20 protein-coding genes are annotated in these 20,924 nt (G+C 65.7%); 8 read left to right on the forward strand and 12 right to left on the reverse strand.

Annotated features, from left to right (window positions below; translation table 11 throughout):
• Positions 1–2 precede the first annotated feature (2 nt).
• Genes J2S97_RS11010 through J2S97_RS11020 form a run of 3 tightly spaced genes read right to left on the reverse strand, consistent with a single transcriptional unit; the run spans position 3 to position 2,413 of the window.
• Positions 3–1,352: an MFS transporter gene (locus J2S97_RS11010; RefSeq protein WP_307049377.1), complete on the reverse strand. Its 1,350-nt coding sequence runs from the start codon at positions 1,350–1,352 to the stop codon at positions 3–5.
• Positions 1,353–1,397: 45 nt separating this feature from the next.
• Positions 1,398–2,021: a DUF3027 domain-containing protein gene (locus tag J2S97_RS11015; protein WP_307049276.1), complete on the reverse strand. Its 624-nt coding sequence runs from the start codon at positions 2,019–2,021 to the stop codon at positions 1,398–1,400.
• An 8-nt stretch (positions 2,022–2,029) separates the two neighbouring features.
• Positions 2,030–2,413 carry a cold-shock protein gene (locus J2S97_RS11020; RefSeq protein ID WP_011690655.1) on the reverse strand — a complete coding sequence of 128 codons (384 nt, stop codon included), beginning with the start codon at positions 2,411–2,413 and terminating at the stop codon, positions 2,030–2,032.
• A gap of 184 nt (positions 2,414–2,597) precedes the next feature.
• Between J2S97_RS11020 and J2S97_RS11025 the strand changes: the two genes are divergently transcribed.
• The 6 genes from J2S97_RS11025 (at position 2,598) to J2S97_RS11050 (ending at position 9,724) form a co-directional block, all read left to right on the forward strand.
• Entirely contained in the window at positions 2,598–2,831 is a 234-nt protein-coding gene (locus tag J2S97_RS11025; protein WP_307049278.1) for a hypothetical protein, read from the forward strand.
• A gap of 10 nt (positions 2,832–2,841) precedes the next feature.
• The gene (locus J2S97_RS11030; RefSeq protein ID WP_307049280.1) at positions 2,842–5,346 is read left to right on the forward strand and encodes a helicase-associated domain-containing protein; all 2,505 of its coding nucleotides are present in this window, start codon (positions 2,842–2,844) and stop codon (positions 5,344–5,346) included.
• Between the two features lie 40 nt (positions 5,347–5,386).
• Positions 5,387–7,042: a DNA repair helicase XPB gene (locus J2S97_RS11035; RefSeq protein ID WP_307049282.1), complete on the forward strand. Its 1,656-nt coding sequence runs from the start codon at positions 5,387–5,389 to the stop codon at positions 7,040–7,042.
• Positions 7,043–7,123: 81 nt separating this feature from the next.
• The gene (locus J2S97_RS11040) at positions 7,124–7,834 is read left to right on the forward strand and encodes a response regulator transcription factor (protein WP_307049284.1); all 711 of its coding nucleotides are present in this window, start codon (positions 7,124–7,126) and stop codon (positions 7,832–7,834) included.
• Between the two features lie 2 nt (positions 7,835–7,836).
• Positions 7,837–9,321, forward strand: coding sequence for a sensor histidine kinase (locus J2S97_RS11045; RefSeq protein WP_307049286.1), 1,485 nt, complete (start codon positions 7,837–7,839; stop codon positions 9,319–9,321).
• 115 nt (positions 9,322–9,436) lie between these two features.
• Positions 9,437–9,724 carry a WXG100 family type VII secretion target gene (locus tag J2S97_RS11050; RefSeq protein WP_307049288.1) on the forward strand — a complete coding sequence of 96 codons (288 nt, stop codon included), beginning with the start codon at positions 9,437–9,439 and terminating at the stop codon, positions 9,722–9,724.
• Positions 9,725–9,730: 6 nt separating this feature from the next.
• On the opposite strand, the gene J2S97_RS11055 is transcribed toward J2S97_RS11050, so the two are convergent.
• The 6 genes from J2S97_RS11055 to J2S97_RS11080 form a co-directional block, all read right to left on the reverse strand.
• The gene (locus tag J2S97_RS11055; RefSeq protein ID WP_307049290.1) at positions 9,731–10,693 is read right to left on the reverse strand and encodes a ribonuclease HI family protein; all 963 of its coding nucleotides are present in this window, start codon (positions 10,691–10,693) and stop codon (positions 9,731–9,733) included.
• 122 nt (positions 10,694–10,815) lie between these two features.
• Positions 10,816–12,444, reverse strand: coding sequence for a chaperonin GroEL (gene groL, locus J2S97_RS11060; RefSeq protein ID WP_028271321.1), 1,629 nt, complete (start codon positions 12,442–12,444; stop codon positions 10,816–10,818).
• 295 nt (positions 12,445–12,739) lie between these two features.
• Positions 12,740–14,080, reverse strand: coding sequence for an ABC transporter substrate-binding protein (locus J2S97_RS11065; RefSeq protein ID WP_307049292.1), 1,341 nt, complete (start codon positions 14,078–14,080; stop codon positions 12,740–12,742).
• Positions 14,080–14,283: a cold-shock protein gene (locus J2S97_RS11070; protein WP_307049294.1), complete on the reverse strand. Its 204-nt coding sequence runs from the start codon at positions 14,281–14,283 to the stop codon at positions 14,080–14,082. Before J2S97_RS11070 ends, J2S97_RS11065 begins: the two co-directional genes overlap by 1 nt.
• Before the next feature lie 169 nt (positions 14,284–14,452).
• A complete protein-coding gene (locus tag J2S97_RS11075; RefSeq protein WP_307049296.1) occupies positions 14,453–15,103 on the reverse strand; it encodes a LytR C-terminal domain-containing protein in 651 nt (216 codons plus the stop codon).
• A gap of 49 nt (positions 15,104–15,152) precedes the next feature.
• Positions 15,153–15,497, reverse strand: a complete 345-nt coding sequence (locus tag J2S97_RS11080; RefSeq protein ID WP_373460540.1) for a DUF3263 domain-containing protein — start codon at positions 15,495–15,497, stop codon at positions 15,153–15,155.
• Positions 15,498–15,668: 171 nt separating this feature from the next.
• On the opposite strand from J2S97_RS11080, the gene J2S97_RS11085 reads away from it, so the two are divergent.
• Together J2S97_RS11085 and J2S97_RS11090 are read left to right on the forward strand one after the other, a co-directional pair.
• A complete protein-coding gene (locus J2S97_RS11085; RefSeq protein WP_307049298.1) occupies positions 15,669–16,439 on the forward strand; it encodes a uracil-DNA glycosylase in 771 nt (256 codons plus the stop codon).
• Between the two features lie 15 nt (positions 16,440–16,454).
• Positions 16,455–17,294 carry a siderophore-interacting protein gene (locus J2S97_RS11090; protein WP_307049300.1) on the forward strand — a complete coding sequence of 280 codons (840 nt, stop codon included), beginning with the start codon at positions 16,455–16,457 and terminating at the stop codon, positions 17,292–17,294.
• A gap of 48 nt (positions 17,295–17,342) precedes the next feature.
• Here the strand turns inward: J2S97_RS11090 and J2S97_RS11095 are convergent, their stop codons facing one another.
• The 3 genes from J2S97_RS11095 to J2S97_RS11105 form a co-directional block, all read right to left on the reverse strand.
• A complete protein-coding gene (locus J2S97_RS11095; RefSeq protein WP_307049302.1) occupies positions 17,343–18,839 on the reverse strand; it encodes a threonine/serine exporter family protein in 1,497 nt (498 codons plus the stop codon).
• Between the two features lie 30 nt (positions 18,840–18,869).
• Positions 18,870–19,943, reverse strand: coding sequence for a lipid II:glycine glycyltransferase FemX (locus J2S97_RS11100; protein ID WP_307049304.1), 1,074 nt, complete (start codon positions 19,941–19,943; stop codon positions 18,870–18,872).
• A 117-nt stretch (positions 19,944–20,060) separates the two neighbouring features.
• Entirely contained in the window at positions 20,061–20,882 is an 822-nt protein-coding gene (locus tag J2S97_RS11105; RefSeq protein ID WP_307049306.1) for a DNA/RNA non-specific endonuclease, read from the reverse strand.
• Between the last annotated feature and the right edge of the window lie 42 nt (positions 20,883–20,924).

The raw sequence follows: 20,924 nt of genomic DNA on the forward strand, positions 1-20,924 counted from the left end.
CGTTAGCGTTCGACGGCGTCGTCCGGGTTTTGCTCCCGGACGGCGCCTTCTTCTTTGTCTTCTTTTCTTTGCGCCTCGCTGGTCTGGCCGGACGCGCCGGATACCAGTCGGAAATACCGCATCCCCCGGGCCCGGCGGTTGAAGCCCAGCCGCAGCTGCTTTGCCCGGATGATCCACACCATTCCGATCAGCGCGGCCAGCAGCCCGGAAACCGCGGCCACGGACATGGACCAGCGGGGTCCTGCAACGTTGGCCACCCAGCCGACCAGCGGCGCCCCGATGGGTGTTCCGCCCATGAAGATGGCCATGTAGAGGGCCATCACCCGGCCGCGCATGACCGGGTCCGTGGTGGTCTGCACGTAGCCGTTGGCGCTGGTCATCATCGTGATGGCAAAGAGGCCCACCGGGACCAGGGCGACGCCGAACCAGAAGTAGCTGGGCGCCAGGGCCGCCAGCCCGGACGTGACGCCGAAGGCGCCGGCGGCCCCAAAAATGACCCGAAGCCGGGGCTTGCTCCGCCCGGCCGACAGCAGCGCACCCGCCACGGAGCCGATGGCCATGATCGAGTTCATCAGCCCGAAGGCACTGGCGTCCAAACCGAACTCGGTTCCCACCATGGCCGCAATGAACAGGACAAAGTTCAGTCCCAAGGTGCCCACGATGAATACGCCCACGAGCACCACCACGATGTCCGGGCGGAACCGCACGTAACGGAGTCCTTCGCGGATCCTTCCTTTGCCGGGAGCCGCGCGCGGGAGGAGGCGCAGTGATGAAGCCGGGATCTTCCACAGGCTGACCAGGAGGGCCAGGAACGTGGTGGTGTTGATCAGGAACACCCACCCCGGGCCGACGGCCACCGTCAGCACGCCTGCTACTGCGGGTCCGATCATCCTGGCGACATTGAAGGAAGCGCTGTTGAGTGCCACCGCGTTGGGCAGGTAGTCGTCCCGCACCAACTCCGAGACGAAGGTCTGCCGGACAGGTGCGTCAAGGGCGGAGACAAGTCCCAGCAACAAGGCGAAGGCGTAGACGTGCCACAGTTGCCCGGCGCCGAGGACCACCAGGAGGCCGAGGCCGGTGCTCAGCAGGGCCATGGTGGACTGGGTCATCACCAGGAGGTGCCGGCGGTTGAAGCGGTCCGCTACCAGGCCGGCCACGGGCGCCAGAAAGAGCTGCGGGCCCAGCTGCAGGGCCATGGTGATGCCCATGGCGCCCGCGTCGTGATCCGTCAGGTGGTCAAAGACCAGCCAGTCCTGGGCTGTGCGCTGCATCCAGGTCCCGATGTTGGATATCAGGGCGCCAACGAACCAGAGCCGGTAGTTGAGAATATGCAGGGACTTGAAGGTGGACATCATCGCCGGCCTCCGTGTTGCCTAGTCCCCGTCAATTCCAACTGGTTAGTCGACCTCGCGGAGGGAGTATCTGTCGCCTGATTCCGGATCGCCTGCGTCCGGAAGGGCGTCTGGTTCCTCGGCGGGCCCGTCCTCGGAGACGTCAGCCGCGCCGCCGTCGGCAACGGGCACGTCGGCCATCAGGTCCAGGGCGTCGTCGTCCGCGGCTGCCTCGTCCGCAGCGTCCACGGCGATCCCGTCGGCGGCTGCGCCTGAGTCCGCAATTTCGGCGTCCGCGATTTCATCTTCCTGGGCGTCCTCCGGGCGCACGCGTTCGGCCCACGGCACCCACTCCGGCGCAAGGATTGAATCCTCCGAGGGCAGCAGGCCGAGTTCGTTTACCGTAATGACCTTGGAACGCGAATTGCGTGTGAGCACCGCGTACCAGTGCCACCCCAGGTATCCGGCCAGCCTGGACTCAAAAAGATGCGTGACAACACGGTCTCCCTCGGTCTTTGCACCGAGATGCCGTCCGATCTGTGAGGCCGGGGCGATGCCCTCAACCGCTGTCCGGGCAAAGTCCACGGCTGCAGCGAGCACGGCATCCGGTTTACCGGTGCGCCACACGGGGACGCCGGCACGGGGCTTTGAGGCCGGTTTGGGGGCGCTCTGATCAGGTTCGGAAGTCATGCGGAGGCCTAAGCGTCCAGCTCGTCGGCAACCTTACGGAGGGCGGCGGCAATCGCCTTTGCCTTGTTGCCTTCCGGGTACTTCCCGGCGGAAAGGGTTCCGGACAGGTTGTCCAGCACGGTCACCAGGTCCTGGACGAGGGGCGCCAGGTCCTTGGCACTGGGACGCTTTGCCTTGGCGATGGACGGTGTCTTGTCCAGTACGCGCAGCCCGAGGGCCTGCGCGCCCTTGCGGCCGTCAGCCACGCCAAACTCCACCCGGGTGCCGGCCTTGAGTTCCGTCACACCCTCGGGGAGGGCGGATTTGGGCAGGAATACTTCCTGGCCGTCCTCGCCCGCGAGGAATCCGAACCCTTTTTCCTTGTCATACCACTTGACCTTGCCGGTAGGCACGTAATCAACCTTCTTCGTTCTGGACTTTCTGAGACATGGCCGGCGGCCACCGCATCCGCATTGATATGCGGGTTCAGGGTATGACTGCCTGGACCATGTTGGTCTGTATCTTCAAGGTTATCCTGCCGGGACCCGGTTTCCCGCTTTGCGGCGCGGGCACAGCCGGGCTGTTAGCGTTACTTCCATGACACCCTCCCGCTACCAGCGGCCACTGATGATAGTTGCGGCGGTCATTGCCGTTTTTTCCCTGGCGGCCGTAGGCGCCGTCATGGCCATCGCCTTCGCCGGAAGCGCCGCCCCGGCGTGGGTGACGTCCTTTGCCCTGTACGGCCTGCCGCTGGCATTTCTCCTGATGATTTTCCTGGTGATCGACGGCGTCGCCGCCCGGCGCCGGGCAGGAAAGTCCGGCGGGCGGTAACGTTGGACTGATGTCCCTTATTCGCGCGCTCAGCAAGGAACTGGAGGCACGCAGCGACGACTCGTTGCGGGCCTTGTTCTCCGCGCGGCCGGACCTCATCTCACCGAACGTTCCGGACTTCGCGGCCCTTGCGGCCCGGGCCAGCGCGCGGGTCAGCGTGCAACGGGCCCTGGAACGGCTGAACCGGCCGCAGATGCAGGTCCTGGAGACACTCCACCTCTGCACCAACACGGACACGGCGCACAGCGCGTCGGCTGCGGGACTGAAGAAACTCATCCACGGCGGCTCGCTTGCCGCCATCGAACGCATCCTGCATTCCCTTGAGGAACTGGCCCTTGTGCACCGTGCAGATCCCCCGCACGGCGCGGTGCTGCCTGCAGGTCCCCGCCAGCGGTTCTACCTTCCGGTGGGGAGTCTGCGCGACGTCGTGGGGATCTATCCGGCCGGACTGGGCCGCAGCTACACGGAACTCGTCCGGCTGCAGCCGGCTTTCGCCCAGCGCGTGGTGCAGCTCGTGGGCGAGCTGCACCACAGCGGCGCCGCCATCCACCCCGCCACAACACCCATGGAAGCGGCCCTGTCGCTGCAGCACTGGACGGCGACCCCTGATGCGCTGAACCGGATCCTCGCCACGGCACCGGACCGGACCACGGGACTCCTGGCCCGCTTCGGGAACTGGGCCATGGGCGCGGTCCCCCAGGCGCAACGGCGCGCGTCGGTCCTCAACGAGGGCGCCGACGTCGGCCCTGTGGACTGGCTCCTTGCAAGGGGCTTGCTGGTGCCGCTGGACGCCGCGCACGTGGAACTGCCGCACAGCGTGGGCATCTCCCTCCGCGGCGGCGCCGTGATCGAGGACTTCACCCTGACTCCCCCGGTCCCCAAACTTGGACAGACCACGGCGGCGCTGCGGCGCAACGCCGCCTTGGGCGCCATCGCGGAAACCCTCCGCCTGACAGGCGAACTGCTGTACAGCGTGCGCGAGCAGCCACTCGTGACGTTGCGGAGCGGCGGCGTCGGGGTCCGCGAGATGAAGCGGCTGGCCGACTCGCTCCGGATCGAACTGCACAGCGCAGGCCTGCTGCTTGAGCTCTGTGCCCTGGCCGGCCTCGTCCGGCTTGACGTTGACAGCTCCGCCTGGGTCCAGCCCGAGCAGCTGGAGTGGCTCACGCTGCCCCGCCAGGAGCAGTGGCTGTGGCTGGTCAATGCCTGGCTGGCCAGCGAGCGCGCCCCGTCGTTGGTGGGCCAGCCCATCACGGGCCCCGGCGCGGGTCCCGCCCCGCATCGGGCGGCGGCAGGCACCACCATCAACGCACTGTCCGCTGAAGCCCAGCGGCCCGATGCGCCCGTGATCCGGAAGCGGATTCTGGAGATCCTCAACGAACTTACGCTTGAGGCTGCCGAGGCGGATGGCAAGGCGCCGGTGCTTGACGCCGCGGCGGTGCTTCAACGGGCCGAGTGGACCCAGCCTCGCATGGCCAGGCGCTTCAGTTCGCTGATCCGGGGGGTCCTCGCTGAAGCCGAAATGCTCGGCCTCATCGGTTCGGGTGCGCTCAGCCAACTGGGCTCGGCTATCGCCGCGGAACGCCCTGATGAAGCCTTGGACATCCTGGGAGAACACCTGCCGGCCGCACTCAACCACGTCCTGCTGCAGGCCGACCTCACCGCCGTGGCGCCGGGATACCTGGCGCCCGAGCTGAGCGAAAAGCTCCTCCTGATGGCCGACGCCGAGGGCCAGGGTCCGGCCACTATCTACCGCTTCTCGGTGGCCTCGATCCGTCGCGCCCTTGACGCCGGGCACGACGCCGCCAGTCTGTTGGGCTTCCTCCGCGAGCATTCGGCCACTGCAGTTCCGCAGCCGCTCGAGTACCTTGTGGAGGACACCTCGGCACGGCACGGCAGGCTCCGGGTGGGCGTGGCCTCCAGTTTCATCCAGAGCGACGATGAAGACGCCCTGCTCGAACTGGTCAAGGAGTCCAGCGCGTCCGGACTGGGGCTGGTACACATTGCGCCCACAGTCCTCATTTCCCACGCGGGCCCCAAGGAAACCGCCCAGGTCTTGCGGGCGCTGGGACTGTCGCCGGCAGTTGAGGAACCGGAGTCAGCGCTGGTCCGGCTGCGCCGCACCACTGCAGTTCCGGGCAGCGGGCGTCCGGTGTACAGCGCGCCGCGGACGGCACCTCCGGAGGCCGACGTCGACGCCCAGCTGGCGGTTCTCCGCAGCGCCAAGGCATCCCACGGCGGGAACGGCAACGGGAGCCACCGGCCGACGCCGGGAACGACCGGAGAGGAAGCAACGCAGCTCGGGCTCGAAACCCTGCAGAAGGCCATCCGGCTCCGGCAGGCCGTGGTGATGAACGTTGTGGACAGCCAGGGGAATTCCAGCAGGGAAACGGTTGTTCCGGTTTCTGTGACCGGAGGACGGGTCAGGGTGTTCGACCCCGCCCGGGAAACCGAGCGCGTGCTCTCCATCCACCGGATCATCGATATTGAGGCGGAAGAGGAATTCCAGCAGTGACCAGCATCCACCCGACCGGAAGCCCAAGGGCGTTGGCGCCGTGAACGACGGCCCCCTGATCGTCCAGAGTGACAAAACGATCCTGCTCGAAGTGGACCATGAGCAGGCAACGGAGGCCAGGCACGCCATCGCCGCCTTCGCCGAGCTTGAGCGCGCGCCGGAGCACGTCCACAGCTACCGTCTCACCCCGTTGGGCCTGTGGAATGCCCGTGCCGCCGGCCTGGACGCGGAGCGTGTGCTGGACACCCTCCTGAAGTATTCACGTTTCCCCGTGCCGCATTCCCTGCTCATCGACATCGAAGAAACCATGTCACGGTACGGCCGGCTGCGGTTGGAAAAGGATCCGCAGCACGGGCTGGTGATGCGGACCAACGATTACCCCGTACTCGAGGAAGTCTGCCGGGCCAAGAAGATCCAGCCGCTGCTGGGCCCGCGCATCGACGGCGAAACCGTGGTGGTCCATTCCTCGCAGCGGGGGCAGCTGAAGCAGCTGCTCCTCAAGATCGGCTGGCCCGCCGAGGACCTGGCCGGCTATGTGGACGGCACGCCGCACCCCATCATGCTCAATGAATCCGGCTGGAAGCTCCGGCCCTACCAGAAGCTGGCCACGGAGAACTTCTGGGCCGGCGGCAGCGGAGTGGTGGTGCTTCCCTGCGGCGCAGGCAAGACGCTCGTGGGCGCGGCGGCCATGGCCACCAGCTCCACCACCGTGCTGATCCTGGTGACAAACACCGTGTCCGCCCGGCAATGGAAGGACGAGCTCATCAAGCGGACGTCGCTGACGGCGGACGAGATCGGCGAGTACTCCGGCTCGGTCAAGGAAGTCCGCCCGGTCACGATCGCGACGTACCAGGTCCTCACGACGAAACGCGGCGGACTCTATGCCCATCTGGAACTGCTGGACGGCCACGACTGGGGCCTGATCATCTACGACGAGGTCCACCTGCTGCCGGCACCCATCTTCCGGATGACGGCGGACCTCCAGGCCCGGCGTCGGCTTGGCCTGACGGCAACCCTGGTGCGCGAGGACGGCCGCGAAGGCGAGGTGTTCAGCCTTATCGGCCCGAAGCGCTACGACGCGCCGTGGAAGGACATCGAGGCCCAGGGCTACATCGCCCCGGCAGACTGCGTGGAGGTCAGGGTGGACCTGCCGCACGACGAACGTGTTGCGTACGCCATGGCCGAGGACGCCGACAAATACCGGCTGTGCGCCACGTCCGAAACCAAGACCACCGTGGTGGAACAACTGGTGGAGCAGCACCGGGGTGAGCAACTCCTGGTCATCGGTCAGTACATCGACCAGCTCGACGAGCTGGGTGAACGGCTGCAGGCTCCAGTGATCAAGGGTGACACGTCCGTGAAGGAGCGCCAGAAACTGTTCGATGCCTTCAGGACGGGCGAGGTGCAGACCCTCGTGGTATCCAAGGTGGCCAACTTCTCCATTGATCTTCCCGAAGCCTCAGTAGCCATCCAGGTGTCCGGTTCGTTCGGTTCCCGGCAGGAGGAGGCCCAGCGCCTGGGCCGCCTGCTCCGCCCCAAAAAAGACGGCCGCGCGGCGCGTTTCTATTCACTGGTGGCACGGGACACGCTCGACCAGGACTTCGCAGCGAAGCGCCAGCGGTTCCTTGCCGAGCAGGGGTATGCCTACCGGATCATGGATGCCAAGGACGTCGGACGGAATCCCACGGCCACCTGAGCGGGTTCCCGAGGGCCGGGCACATGGGACACACAACATTCATTCAGAAAACTCCCAGTTTCTGGGAGCATCATGGGAGGTATGAAAAAGAACGGTCCCGAAGCCAAGCTGCTCGTCGTCGATGATGAACCAAACATCCGCGAGCTGCTCTCCACATCGCTGAGGTTCGCCGGCTTCGAGGTCGTCTCGGCCGGCAACGGACGCGACGCCCTCGCCGCAGCCGAGCTCCACGCCCCGGACCTCGCGGTGCTCGACGTCATGCTGCCGGACATGGACGGCTTCACGGTGACCCGGCGGCTGCGGGCCGCCGGCAAGCACTTCCCCGTCCTCTTCCTCACGGCCAAGGATGACACCGAAGACAAGGTCACCGGCCTCACCGTCGGCGGCGACGACTACGTCACCAAGCCCTTCAGCCTGGACGAGGTGGTGGCCCGGATCCGCGCCGTGCTGCGGCGCACCCAGCCCATGGTTGACGACGACGCCGTGATCCGGGTGGACGATCTGGAGCTCGACGACGATGCCCACGAGGTGCGCCGCGGCGGCACCGTCATTGAGCTCTCGCCCACCGAGTTCAAGCTCCTGCGCTACCTCATGCTGAACCCGAACCGGGTCCTTTCCAAGTCCCAGATCCTGGACCATGTCTGGGAATACGACTTCAACGGCGATGCCTCGATTGTGGAGTCCTACATCTCCTACCTGCGCCGCAAAGTGGACATCGATCCCGATGCCCCTGCCCTGATCCAGACCAAGCGCGGCGTGGGCTACGTACTGCGGACAGCCGAAAAGCGCTGACCTTGCTGCACCGTTGGAAGTCGGCCTCACTGCGTTCCCAGCTGGTGGCCATCATGATGGCCCTGATGCTGGTGGCACTCGCTGTGACCGGGTCCGGCACGCTGACACTCCTGCACAGCTATCTGCAGGGGCAGGTGGACGACAAGCTCAAGGTCGCGGTCAATTCCGTGAGGCAGCAGCAGTCCTTCAGCCAGTTGCAGGAACAGAATCCGAACATCCCGACGGACTACTCCCTGATGCTCCTGCGGCCGGACCAGGAGGCCTTCCCCTTCGGCGGCAGCAAGGACTCGCACCCGGACATCGACAGCCTTTCCCCGGCGGAAGCCAAGAGGCTCGATCTTGACCCCTTCCAGGTCCGCGGAACGGACGGGCGCAACTGGCGCGTCGTGGCGTTGAACGTACTGGACGGGAACCAGCGCAACGCCGTCGTGATCATCGGGCTGCCGCTGGCCCCGGTGGACTCCGTCGTGGAACACGCTGCGCTGGTGGTGATCGGAGTGGGCTTCCTGACCCTGGTGCTTGCCTTCTTCATTGCCACCTGGACTGTGTCCCGGTCCTTCCGCCCCTTGGCACGCGTCGAAAAGACGGCGGCCGCCATCGCCGCGGGTGACCTCTCGCGCCGCGTCGATGTGGAGAATCCGGCCACGGAAGTTGGCCGGCTGGGCGGCTCCCTCAACGCGATGCTCAGCCATATTGAGTCAGCCTTCGCAGCCAGGATGGCCTCCGAGGAGCGGATGCGCCGCTTCGCCGCTGACGCTTCCCATGAACTCCGCACGCCCCTCGTGACGATCCGCGGGTTCTCGGAGCTCTACCGCCAGGGCGCACTCACCACGGAAGAGGACGTGGCCACCGCGATGGGTCGAATCGAAAGCGAAGCCAAGCGTATGGGCTCCATGGTGGAGGACCTCCTGCTCCTGGCACGGCTGGACGAGCAACGCCCCCTGCAGCAGAAGCCCGTGGACCTTCTCCTTCTCGCCAACGACGCGGTGGTGGACACCCAGGCCAGCGACCGGGACCGGACCATTTCGCTGACCGGCCTGGACGGCGGCCCGCCGTCCCCTGCGCCGGTGCTGGGCGATGAGGCGAAGCTTCGCCAGGTGGTGGGAAACCTGGTGGGCAATGCCCTCCGCTATACCCCTGGCGGAACGCCCCTTGAGCTCGCCGTGGGTGTGCGGACCGGCGACGCCGGCCAACGCTTCTCTGTCATCGAGGTGCGCGACCACGGACCAGGGATCTCCGAGGACGAGGCTCCCCGGATCTTTGAACGCTTTTACCGGGCGGATACGTCCAGGACCCGAGAAACAGGCGGTAGCGGTCTCGGGCTGGCCATCGTGGCGGCCATCGTGGGATCCCACGCCGGCTCCGTCCGGGTGGAACAGACCGACGGCGGCGGTGCCACCATGGTGGTCAGCCTTCCGTGTCAGGACGCGGGAGCAGAACAGGCAGCTGCCGCAGGCGACGACGGCGGCGAAGTTGTCCACATATAGGCGACTGCTGTAGCGCGGGTTTCCGCTCTGTTCCTAGGCTCGACGTAACGGTCCCGAACACCAGGGCCGTCCGCAGGCTTGAACAAGCTTCCGAACAGCGTCGAAGGGCATAACCATGAGCATCATCTCTGTTGATACCGAACTGCTCCAGCTCAAATCAGCCAACGTCAAGGCCACAGTGGACCGCATCAGCGCGGACGTCCAGACAATGAAACGCGGGCTGGATGAGCTGCAGGGCACGTGGCGCGGATCAGCTGCCACCAACTTCCAGGCGCTGATCACGGAGTGGACCCTCACCCAGGGCAAGGTGGAGGCTTCCCTCGCCTCCATCAATCTTGCCCTCACCACGGCGGCGGCCACCTACGCCCAGGCCGAGCAGGGCAATACCCAGCGGTTCAGCTGAGGCGGACTAAGCCTCCGGTGTTCCCTGGTGGAAGCGGAGCCGCCACTGGGTGCCGTCGAGCACCCAGAGCGAGCTGCGGAGGGAGGACCCGGCCCTGCCCTGGCTGCGGTAGGTCAACAGGACTGCCTCACCTCCGAGCCGATCGGCGCTGATCACGTCCAGTTCGGCACCGCCACCGGGGTTCTCCTCGATCGCCATCATCATTGAGTCGCGCGTCCACAGCCGTCCTGAGGTGCCGATCTCCGTAAACTCCGGGTGCAGCAGCACTCCTGTACGCCCGATGTCGGCGCGGGTGTCCGGGCGGAGCAACTCCCGTTCAAGTGCTTCAACAATGGCCTCGGGTGCTGCTTCCGGCCCGGCCTGGACAGCGAAGGGATCCGCATCCAACTCACTGAAAAGGTCAGGCTCGCTTAATAGATCCGGCTGAGTGCGGTTCCCCGTCGGGGTTACGGGCCCCTGACGCTCCGGCGCCTTGGCAGCGGCAGCCGTGGCGGCCCCGTCCCCGCGGACAAAACCCGGCCCTGACCGCACTGCAACACCCTGCTGATAGGCAGTCGCTGCTGCCCGTGCGCGGTCGTCAGCGGCCTCGTTCAAGTCATGGCCAGCGTGACCGCGGACCCATTCGAACCGGTACTTGCGTCCGGAAAGCGCCTGGTCGATTTCGCGAAGGATCTCCACGTTCAGCACGGGCTTGCCGTCGGCCTTGCGCCAGCCCTTGCGCTTCCACCCCGGCATCCATTTGGTGACCGAGTTGATCACGTATTGGCTGTCGCACAGGATGTGCAGTTCCTCGTCCGGAAGGTGCGCCGTGCAGCGGAAAAGATCGAGCACCGCCATCAGCTCGCCCTGGTTGTTTGTGCCGTGCGGCCAGCCGCCCGCCCGCCAGCAGTCATCGTTCACGTACCAGGCCCATCCGGCCGGGCCGGGATTTCCTAAAGCCGAACCATCGGCTGCTGCAGTAATCGTCACCGCACTATCCTGCCAGACCGGCCCGACATTGTGGTTATGTGCCTGGGCGATAAAAGCAAAGTGCGGCCCCCTCGAATCGAGGGAGCCGCACTTCGTGTGTGCGCTAGGCGCGGTTGGGCAGGTTAGAAACCGCCCATGCCGCCCATCTCGTCGCCGCCACCCATGGCCGGAGCGTTCTTCTCCGGCTTGTCGGCCACTACGGCCTCGGTGGTAAGGAACAGACCCGCGATGGAAGCAGCGTTCTGCAGTGCAGAGCGCGTTACCTTGACGGGGTCGTTGATGCCGGCAGCCAGCAGGTCAACGTACTGTCCGGTTGCAGCGTTCAGGCCGTGGCCTGCAGGCAGGCCGCGGACCTTGTCCACAACAACGCCCGGCTCGAGGCCGGCGTTGAATGCGATCTGCTTCAGCGGTGCGTCAATGGCAACGCGGACGATGTTGGCGCCCGTTGCTTCGTCGCCTTCAAGCTGCAGGTTGGCGAATGCCTTGGCACCGGCCTGGATGAGGGCAACGCCGCCACCGGCGACGATGCCTTCTTCAACAGCAGCCTTGGCGTTGCGGACAGCGTCCTCAATGCGGTGCTTGCGTTCCTTGAGTTCAACCTCGGTAGCGGCACCGGCCTTGATGACTGCAACGCCGCCGGCCAGCTTGGCCAGGCGTTCCTGCAGCTTCTCGCGGTCGTAGTCCGAATCGGAGTTCTCGATCTCGGCACGGATCTGGGAAACGCGGCCGGCGATCTGGTCGGCGTCGCCGGCACCTTCGACGATGGTGGTCTCGTCCTTGGTGACAACAACCTTGCGTGCCTTGCCCAGGAGTTCGAGGCCGGCGGTCTCAAGCTTGAGGCCGACTTCCTCAGAGATGACCTGGCCACCGGTGAGGATGGCGATGTCCGCGAGCTGCGCCTTGCGGCGGTCGCCGAAGCCCGGAGCCTTGACGGCGACGGACTTGAAGGTGCCACGGATCTTGTTGACGATCAGGGTGGCCAGGGCCTCGCCCTCGATGTCTTCGGCAATGATCAGCAGCGGCTTGCTGGACTGCATGACCTTTTCGAGGACAGCAACCAGTTCCTTGACGTTGGAGATCTTGGAGTTGACGATCAGGATGTACGGATCCTCGAGGACCGTTTCCTGGCGCTCAGCGTCGGTGACGAAGTAAGCGGAGATGTAACCCTTGTCGAAGCGCATACCTTCGGTGAGCTCAAGCTCGAGGCCGAAGGTGTTGGACTCCTCGACGGTGATAACACCTTCCTTGCCGACCTTGTCCAGTGCTTCGGCGATCAGCGCGCCGATTTCATCGTCACCGGCGGAGATGGATGCCGTGGCGGCGATCTCTTCCTTGGTTTCGATTTCCTTGGCGGATGCGAGCAGCTCGGTGGTGACGGCTTCAACAGCCTTCTCGATGCCGCGCTTCAGGGACAGCGGGTCAGCGCCGGCCGCGACGTTGCGCAGGCCTTCCTTGACCAGGGCCTGTGCCAGCACGGTTGCCGTGGTGGTGCCGTCGCCAGCGACGTCGTCCGTCTTCTTGGCAACTTCCTTGACCAGCTCGGCGCCGATCTTCTCGTAGGGATCGTCCAGCTCGATCTCCTTGGCGATGGAAACACCATCGTTGGTGATCGTGGGGGCGCCCCACTTCTTTTCGAGGACGACGTTGCGTCCACGCGGGCCGAGGGTGACCTTGACGGCGTCGGCGAGGATGTTCAGGCCCCGCTCAAGACCGCGGCGTGCCTCTTCATCAAATGCAATGATCTTGGCCATAACGGCAGTAGTCCTTTCGGGACAGTCGTTAAGAATGAACCTTCGCTGCGGTGCCCGCGACGGACGACCCTTCACCGTCGGCCTCTGTATGCCGCGCGGATGGGATCTCACCCCAGCAAGGTATTTCTTTCGCTCCTTGTCCTTCCTGCTTACTCCGCTACCGGCCGGAACCGGGCGTCGAGTTAGCAGTCAGTCCGTGGGAGTGCTAAGTCAATAATTAGCACTCCCCCGGGGAGAGTGCAAGCAGCGACTGCCGGAAACGGCCCGGCTGCGGCCCGCACTACGCTAGGAGCGATCAGCCGCCGGTGCGGGCAGCGGTTTCGCTGCCGCTCATCCTGGCCTTGTTGTCCGGGCCATAAGTGAACACCATGTAGTTGGCCGAGGTTACGTCCCCGTTGTCATCGAAGCCGACCCGGCCGGACTCGCCGTCATAATCCGCAGGCTTTCCCGCCTTGATGGCATCGACACACTCCCTGTAGTTTTTGCACACCGAGGCCGCGTCCGCGGGCGCTCCCGCGGCCGCGGACGGCACTGTTCCTCCGGACTTCGCGCTCCCGCCGGAGACGGAGATCAGCTTCGCTGCAATGGAGGATCCGGCGTCGTCCTGGGCCGCTGCCGCGGCTATGGCCGCCAGGTTAACGGCGTCGTAGGTTTCCGCGGCAAATGTCATGTCCTGGAGGGCGGGGTCAACCGCCACGAGTTCAGCCTGGAAGTGTGCCGAGGGGAACACCCCGGGGAGGATCCCGCGGGCGCCGTCGAGGGCGTTGGATCCGAGAGCAGAGCCGTACTGGTTGATGGCGCCGTCGCTGAGGACCAGCTTCTTGCCGGCAAGACCCTCGTTGTTGAGTTCCGCAATGGCGCCCTGGGCGCCGGAGCGTGCCACCAGGATGACGGCATCAGGGCCGGCGGCCTTGGTGGCCGCCGCCGCCTGCTGCGTCTGGCCGGGCGCGAATTCGGCGTCTGCCACGATGCCAAGACCGGCTGCCTTGGCGGCGGCGGCCACCGCCACTGAGACGTCCTTGCCGTAGCTGCCTTCCTCGTGCACGACCGTTAGTGTCCGGGCACCGCCGTCCTTGGCCAGTTTAACCAGAACGGGGGCCTGGGCCACGTCGGCCGCTGACGTGCGGAAGTAGTACCCGCCGCTCCTGTACCGGGAGAGTCCGTGCGCGGAATTGGCCGGAGAAATCATCGCCACTTTGGCGCGCGCCAGGACATCTATGGCCCCTGGAGCACGGCTCGAGTCAGTGGGACCGATGACGACATCCGCCTTCGCGGCCACGAGTTCCTTGGCCCGGGCGATAGTGTCCTCGCCGATTTCCGCAGGGAGCAGCTCCACCGGACGCCCCTTGTGGCCCCCTGCGGCGTTGATCTCCTCGACGGCGAGCTTGGCCGCCGCCAGCTGCGAGGCGTTCAGGAACGACTGCTTTCCCGTGTTGTCCAGGATCAGGCCGATCCGCAGCGTCCCGTCGCCGCCGGCATCAGCCGTGTCGACACGCGCGTTGCCGCTCTGGCCAGAGCAGCCAGCCAGCACCAGCGCCGTGCCCGCGGCGAGCACCGCAGCAGCAGGGAAGCGCCGCCGCGCACCGCCGGAGCGGGCAGTGATCGTTGTGCCATGCACCGCCGCGGAAGGAAGCATCAGGCCGGCCGGACGTTCTCTGCCTGCGGACCCTTTTCGCCTTCGCCGACTTCGAGCTGGACGCGCTGCCCTTCGTCCAGGGCCCGATAGCCCTCGCCCTCGATGGCAGACCAGTGGACGAACACATCGTCGCCGGAGCCGTCAACGGTGATGAAGCCATAGCCTTTTTCGGCGTTGAACCATTTGACGGTTCCCAATGCCATGTTGCCCACACTTTCCGGTTGCTTCTGTTCGGCCCACGTCTCTGTGCGCCGTCGGGACGTTCCGCGCGTTAGGCGCAGCATCCGGAATCACTCTAGCTATTGCCGTTGCCGGGCGCAGGACTGCGGCCTGCGAGCGCCCAATAGTTATTCAGGCGTAACCGAATTTCCCTTACTGGAAGCCCGGCCCGAGGACCACCACGACAGGCTGCTGGAACTCGGTGGAGTCCACCAGCGAGGTGATGTTAAGGAGCTCGCCCAATGCCTCGGCGTTGGCCTTTTGCTCAGCCCCGCTGTAGTAGATCACGGAAGTCTGCGCCGGCATTCCGCCCCAGTTGCCCACCGGACCGAGTGTCCAGCCATCCGCCGAAACGGTGCCGCTGACCCGGCCCGCAAGTCCTGCAGTCGTGGTTCCGTTGTAGACCGCCACTGGCTGGGACTTGTCAAGAGCCGCCGCCTCTTCTTCGGGAGCGGTGGAGGGAGTGCCGCTGTTCGGAAGTGTTTCGCTGGCAGACGGAGTCACACTCGGCTCCACGCTCGGCTCGGCGCTCTGGGAAGCGGTGCCCTGCGACGCCTCGGCGGAGGGGGAAGCGGAGGGGCTTTCCAGGGCGGACCCTGCCGCCATGAGCGGGCTGCCGGTGGGAGCGAATCCCAGCTTGGGCAGAAACAGGAAGGCAACAAGGCCGATGGCGAGCGCCACAACACCGACGGCCAAAATGGGTCCGAGCCGGCGCCGGGGAGCATCGGAAGCGACCCGGTGGACACCCTGTCGCGAGGAGGTCTCCGGGACCCTGTCGAATTCATCCCGAGCGTATTTGGTCATGGTAAAACGATGTCCTTGCTGGTACTTGCTGATTGCTCAGCCCTGACTCTTACGCGTCCGAGCCCAAACGGCGCGCCGTGCGTGCCCGTTGGCGTGACGTACGTAGTCTACGCAATCTCTTAACGAGCATCGGGTCGTGCGCCACGGCGTCCTCGGTATCAATCAGCGTGTTGAGGATCTGGTAATAGTGGGTGGCCGAGAGATCGAACAGCTCCCGGATAGCCTGTTCCTTGGCCCCCGCATACTTCCACCACTGCCGCTCGAGCGCCAGCATCTGCTGGTCCCGCTCACTCAGCAGTGAGCCCGGTTGCAGTGCAGGCAATAAGCCCATCGCCACCGCGGTTTGGCTGCCCGTCTCCGCAAGTGGCAGGTCATCGCGCACTGGTTCGGCCACGGCAAACTCCCTCACTCGATCCGGTCAAAGTCTCTTTCCATGGTACGGGCGAATAACACGCCTGTCATTTACGCAGTGTGACGCGCCCCTGTGAGGCTGGGCTGAGTGGAACCGGCTCCCGGCAGCACTGCCGCCCGCCTTTGCGCGGTCCAGCACTGCGAGAATGTACTCGTGTTTGATTCTGAAGCTTTGTTTGAGCTGGAGCCGGCTGCCGGTGCGACTCCGGGTTTCGCTGAGATGGCAGGGATGCCGCTGGAGGAGTTGGTGGCTGCCGACTGGGCCGCGGCGCTGGCTCCCGTCGAAGCGGAACTGCGCAGCGTCCTGGAGTTCCTTGCAGCTGAAGTGGCGGCCGGGCACCCGGTGCTTCCGGCGCCGTCAAACGTGTTGCGTGCCTTTCGGCGGCCCCTCGCTGACGTCAGGGTGCTCATCGTGGGCCAGGATCCCTACCCGACCCCGGGCCACGCCATCGGGCTGTCCTTCGCAGTTGACGGGCACACCCGGCCAATTCCGCGCAGCCTGGCGAACATCTACAAGGAACTTGAAGCGGACCTGGGCCTTCCGTCCCGTGTCCACGGTGACCTGTCGCAGTGGGCGGAGCAGGGGGTGCTGCTGCTGAACCGCGTCCTTACCGTCCGCGCCGGTGCGGCTGGATCCCACCGCGGCAAAGGATGGGAGCCCATCACGACGGCGGCGATCGCCGCAGTGGCCGGACGGCGCTCCGCCGACGGCAGCAATATGCCCTTGGTGGCCGTCCTGTGGGGCAAGGATGCCGAGAGCGTCCGGCCCCTGCTGGGGAACGCACCCGTGCTGGCCAGCGCCCACCCCAGCCCGTTGTCAGCCGCGCGCGGTTTCTTCGGTTCCCGCCCCTTCAGCAGGGCCAACGAAATCCTCCGGTCGCAGGGTTCCGCACCCGTGGACTGGGAGCTGCCCCCAGTTTCTTAGCCTATCCTTACTTCCATGACTTCACTGCCCGCTGCCACTTCAGCCAACCGAAAATCGCGTCCCCAGACGAATCTCACGGTCCTCAGGAGCGAGGAACTCTCGCCCCACATGGTGCGGATCGTGGCCGGCGGCGAAGGCTTCTCCAGCTTTGTGAACAACGATTACGTCGACCGGTACGTGAAGATCGCCTTCCCCCAGCCCGACGTCGACTACCCGCTCCCCCTGGACCTCTGGGCCGTCCGGGAGTCGATGCCACGCGAACAGTGGCCGCACACCCGGACATACACGGTGCGCTGGGTCGATGAAGAAAAGCGTGAGCTGGCCATCGACTTCGTCATCCACGGCGACGAGGGCCTGGCGGGGCCGTGGGCAGCCAAGGCGCAGCCCGGCGACACCCTGGTGTTCACCGGTCCGGGCGGCGGCTACAACCCCGACCCTGCTGCCGACTGGCACCTCTTCGCCGGTGACGAGGCCGCCCTCCCGGCAATCGCCGCCGCCATCGAGTCGTTGCCGCCGGAGGCCCGTGGCCTCGCGTTCCTGGAGGTGGACAGCGATGCCGAGATCCAGCCCATAGCAGTGCCGGCCGGGTTGCAGATCAACTGGCTGCCGCGGAACGGGGTCCCAGCCGGAACCAGCGAACTGCTCATCAGCGCCGTCCGGGATGCCGAATGGCCCGCCGGCCGGGTGCAGGTCTTCGCCCACGGCGAGCGCGGCTACATGAAGTCCCTCCGGGACGTCCTCTTCCGTGAGCGGGGCCTCGAGCGCGGGCAGGTGTCGCTTTCCGGGTACTGGGCCAACGGGCGCGTGGAGGACGACTTCCAGGCCGAAAAGAAGCTCCCCATCGGCCAGATCTAGCTGCTGGCCGATGGGGAAGACTGATCCGGAAACGGAGGCCGTGCCCGGCTAGCGGCGGCGGGCGCGGCGGCGTTCGTTGCTCGCCAGGCTGCGGGTCAGCGGACGGGCCAAGGTATCGCCCAGGACGATCCCGGCGGCGACGCCGAGAACGATCGCCCCTGCGTTCAGCATGCCCCCGGCGCCCAGCAGGATATCCGACTCTTCGATCGTCAATACATACATGGACCGGAATATGGTGAGTCCCGGCAACAGGATCAGAGCGGCTGGAACGGCAACCACCAGTTGCGGGGCGCCCATCCGGAGTGCCACCACCCGGCCGAGCAGGCCGATGACGACGGCGGCCAGGGCCGGGGAAAAGCGCGGACCGATTCCCAAGGCCTCTCCACCGATAAGGACCAGGTAGCCGATGGCCCCCACGGCCGCCGTAGGGAGGAGGAGCTTCCAGCTCGTCTGTTCAGTAATCCCGATCGCGACGACGGCGATGGCAACGAAGACTCCAATTGCCCACCACGGGTACGCCGGCGGGAAGGTTTTGGTGACGTCTATCGGCTCCATGCCGGTCTTTGCGACCACCACGAAGCCGACGGCGATGCCGGTCACGAGGGCGCCGAAGGTCAGGATGGTCGACAGGAAACGGCCGGCCGCCGTGACCGGGAATCCGTTGATGGCGTCCTGTACCGAGGAGACGAGTCGTCCGGTGGGAAGCAGCAGCAGGATCCCGCCGACCACCACGATCTCGGGGGCGATCTGTATCCCCACCGGGCTGCCAAACCGCGACAGGAGCAGGGCAATGAAGGTGACAAGGAACGCGCAGGACGCGGTAATAAAGAAGTCCGGTGTGCGCCACCTGCCCAGTTGCCGGGCCAACAGGCTGACCAGCAGGTTGGAAGCGAAGGCAACTGCGGAGGCTCCGAGCCCGCCACCGAGCACACCGACGAAGACGGCGGCGAACACTGCGAAGGCGACCGTGACCATCCAGCGTGGGAACGGCTTGGAGCTCCGGACGATTTCGTCCAGCCGGCGTACTGCCTCATCGCGGCCCACACCGCCGGCCACGATTTCCGTGACCAGCTGGTGCACTTGGGCCAGTCCCGCGTAATTGTTGGTCCAGGACCGCACGACTCGGAGCAGGGTGATGGGTGTCTGGTCCTTGGGAGCATAGTTGATGGCCACGGACTGGTTGGTGATGTCCACTTCGATGTGCTTCAGGCCCAGTGCGGCCGTGATCGCGATGATGCTGGTTTCCACTTCCAAGGCGCCGGCGCCGTACCGGAACATGGACTCGGCCAGATGGAGGGCGAAGTCGATGGTCTTTCGCGCGGACGCGTCCACTCCCCCGACCTGGATCATGGGGTTGGCGTAGGGGCTCCCCGCGAGCCTGTCCACAATGCTCATGGGGGCCGTGGGCGGGTTTTCGCCCTGTACCAGCCTGCGGAGCATGCGCTTGGCCGCGGCGTTCTGGCGTATCTGGGACGCGGTCAGTGGTTCAGTCGGGGGCAGCGCCCCCGTGGGCGGCCTGCGGCGACCGTCCGGTGCTTTGGTCATTGCGGCCTCCTCAAGGGCATCACAAGTTTTTTAGTAGAACTGCTGGCCTGTTCGCCGGGTGTACAGCTGGCGCGCTACGCGTTCGCCGGCGGCCATCCAGGCCTTGTATTTCAGCGGGCTGATTACTTGGTCGTAGCATCCCACGAAGTCGGTGACCGTCTTGCTGAAACTCGTCTTGAACAGCCCCAGCCCGTGGAACGGGTTGGAGGTGTCCTTGAGTTTGTCGCTCGGAGGCGTGCCGCAGAAGTCGTATTCCGTGCAGCCGAGTTCCTTGACCTGGTTGATCGCCGTCCACTGGACCAGATGGGAGTCCCCGTACTGGCTGCGCTTCTGCAGCGAGCCGCCGTCCTTGTACGTCCCCTTCCGTCCGTAGTTGATCACGAAGGCGCCCACGGAGGGAACCCCGTCCTCGTAGACGAACAGCAGCCGGCCCTGGCCGCGGTCAATGAAGTTGGTCCAGAACTTCTGGTAGTACTCGTATTCCCGGACCCTGACCTGCGACTTCGCTTCCACCGTAGTGGTCATGAGGCCGTACATGGCCCGGAAGTTCTCCTCGGTGGGCTCCGCGTTGTGGACTTCCACGCCCTCCCGGATGGCTCGTCGGACGGCGTTACGCCCCCGGGAATGCAGGTTCCGCAGCAGTTGGTTCTCTTCCGGCGCGATGTCCAGCAGCGCTGTGGAGTCGTTGGGCTGCAGGTTGTGGGTCTTGACCAGGCCGGCGCCCTCGATCACCCGCTGGGCGTCCTCGGAGAGGATGATGTCGGGCTCGATCTTGATGGCGAACACGCCGAGCTTTGCGCGCTTGACGAACTCGGCGTTTGCCGCCGCAATGCCCGGTATGTCCTCCACTGTTGCCACGTCCGGCCCTTTGATGAGGTACCAGAGCTTGCCGAGGACCGGAAAGGACTTCTCCAGTACCAGGTTGTAGCTCGTGTAGTCGGGGGTCTCATAGACCAGGTGGAGGGGCTTCCAGCCGAAGTGTTGCTTGACCTGGGCGAAGGCCTCGGACTGAAGCAGGTTTCCGCCGTTCGGGTTCGAGGTGACGTGGGTGTCCCAGTTGGCGACCTCCTCGGCGGAGGCAAAGCGGGCGGTGAATTCTCGCAAGTGCGCGGTGTCCAATCTTTGCGGGCGTTGCTTCGGCTGCATGCCGGGCATGCAATCCATAAGTCTATCGGCCATGCCTAGGAGGACGCTCACCGGGTACTTCCCGCGGGCACGGTTTCAGAGCCGGACCTGCTCCATGGACTCGAGCCGTACCGCCATGGGTTCCTTGCCCCGTGATCGTTGGCTCTTGACGAGCCGGTCCGCGTTTTCCAGCCGGGAAAGGCTCAGCCCGGTCAGCTCGGCGATCTGCCGAACCGGGACCTGGAACGTGCGGAAGGGGCCAAGCGGGGGCGGTTCATCCGCCAGAAGCCGTTCCCGGATGGCCTTCTTGAGCTCCACTTTCCCCAGCAGCGGCGACTGGTCCAGCAGGAATCCCGCGGCGGCGAGCTTTCCGTCCATGGTCCAGGCGGCGATCTTCCAGAACTTCCTGGGAATCTGGACACCGCGGTAGGGCAGGTCGTCCTCCGCAAGTACGGGGCCGGTTAGGACGCTGAGCTTGGCATCGTTGAGATCGGCATGGTTGAGGACGTGGTCTTCAAGTCCCACCCACAGTTCCTTGCCCTGGTTGAAGTCGTCGACCTGGGGCGCGGCGTTAGTGAAGGCGAACGTGTCCTGGTTGGCGCCCCTGGCCGTGGCCTCGTCCCCCCAGACCGGGTCCAGCCTCCGCACCAGGTGCCCGCGGTCGAACGCGTTGTTCTTATAGACGTCCGGGCCAGCCTGCTGCTCCTTGGGAATCCGGGGGTCGAAATGCCACGTGCCCTGGCGCGCCAGCGGGACGAGCTCGCGCCCGTGGATGTTCACCCCGACGACGGCGGCCAGTTTGCGGGCGGCCCGCAGCCGGACCGAAAAGTGGATGTAGTCAAGCAGAACAGTTGCTGCCGGTGGACTGGGCAGCTCAAGGCGTGCCCGCAGAAAGTCCCGGTCGTATCCCCCAGTCATAGCTCCATAGTGGCACTGTGGCCTGAGCGTGAACAGGGGAAC

Origin of the sequence: Arthrobacter oryzae (assembly GCF_030812315.1) — a bacterium.
GTDB lineage: Bacteria > Actinomycetota > Actinomycetes > Actinomycetales > Micrococcaceae > Arthrobacter > Arthrobacter oryzae_B.

Excerpts from the sequence above, each read along its gene's own strand:
- J2S97_RS11065 (WP_307049292.1), bottom strand. The coding sequence starts at position 14,080 with ATGCTTCCTTCCGCGGCGGTGCATGGCACAACGATCACTGCCCGCTCC.
- J2S97_RS11070 (WP_307049294.1), bottom strand. The coding sequence starts at position 14,283 with ATGGCATTGGGAACCGTCAAATGGTTCAACGCCGAAAAAGGCTATGGC.
- J2S97_RS11030 (WP_307049280.1), top strand. The coding sequence starts at position 2,842 with ATGTCCCTTATTCGCGCGCTCAGCAAGGAACTGGAGGCACGCAGCGAC.
- J2S97_RS11025 (WP_307049278.1), top strand. The coding sequence starts at position 2,598 with ATGACACCCTCCCGCTACCAGCGGCCACTGATGATAGTTGCGGCGGTC.
- J2S97_RS11095 (WP_307049302.1), bottom strand. The coding sequence starts at position 18,839 with ATGACCAAAGCACCGGACGGTCGCCGCAGGCCGCCCACGGGGGCGCTG.
- J2S97_RS11010 (WP_307049377.1), bottom strand. The coding sequence starts at position 1,352 with ATGTCCACCTTCAAGTCCCTGCATATTCTCAACTACCGGCTCTGGTTC.
- J2S97_RS11075 (WP_307049296.1), bottom strand. The coding sequence starts at position 15,103 with ATGACCAAATACGCTCGGGATGAATTCGACAGGGTCCCGGAGACCTCC.
- J2S97_RS11105 (WP_307049306.1), bottom strand. The coding sequence starts at position 20,882 with ATGACTGGGGGATACGACCGGGACTTTCTGCGGGCACGCCTTGAGCTG.
- J2S97_RS11040 (WP_307049284.1), top strand. The coding sequence starts at position 7,124 with ATGAAAAAGAACGGTCCCGAAGCCAAGCTGCTCGTCGTCGATGATGAA.
- J2S97_RS11090 (WP_307049300.1), top strand. The coding sequence starts at position 16,455 with ATGACTTCACTGCCCGCTGCCACTTCAGCCAACCGAAAATCGCGTCCC.
- J2S97_RS11015 (WP_307049276.1), bottom strand. The coding sequence starts at position 2,021 with ATGACTTCCGAACCTGATCAGAGCGCCCCCAAACCGGCCTCAAAGCCC.
- J2S97_RS11050 (WP_307049288.1), top strand. The coding sequence starts at position 9,437 with ATGAGCATCATCTCTGTTGATACCGAACTGCTCCAGCTCAAATCAGCC.
- groL (WP_028271321.1), bottom strand. The coding sequence starts at position 12,444 with ATGGCCAAGATCATTGCATTTGATGAAGAGGCACGCCGCGGTCTTGAG.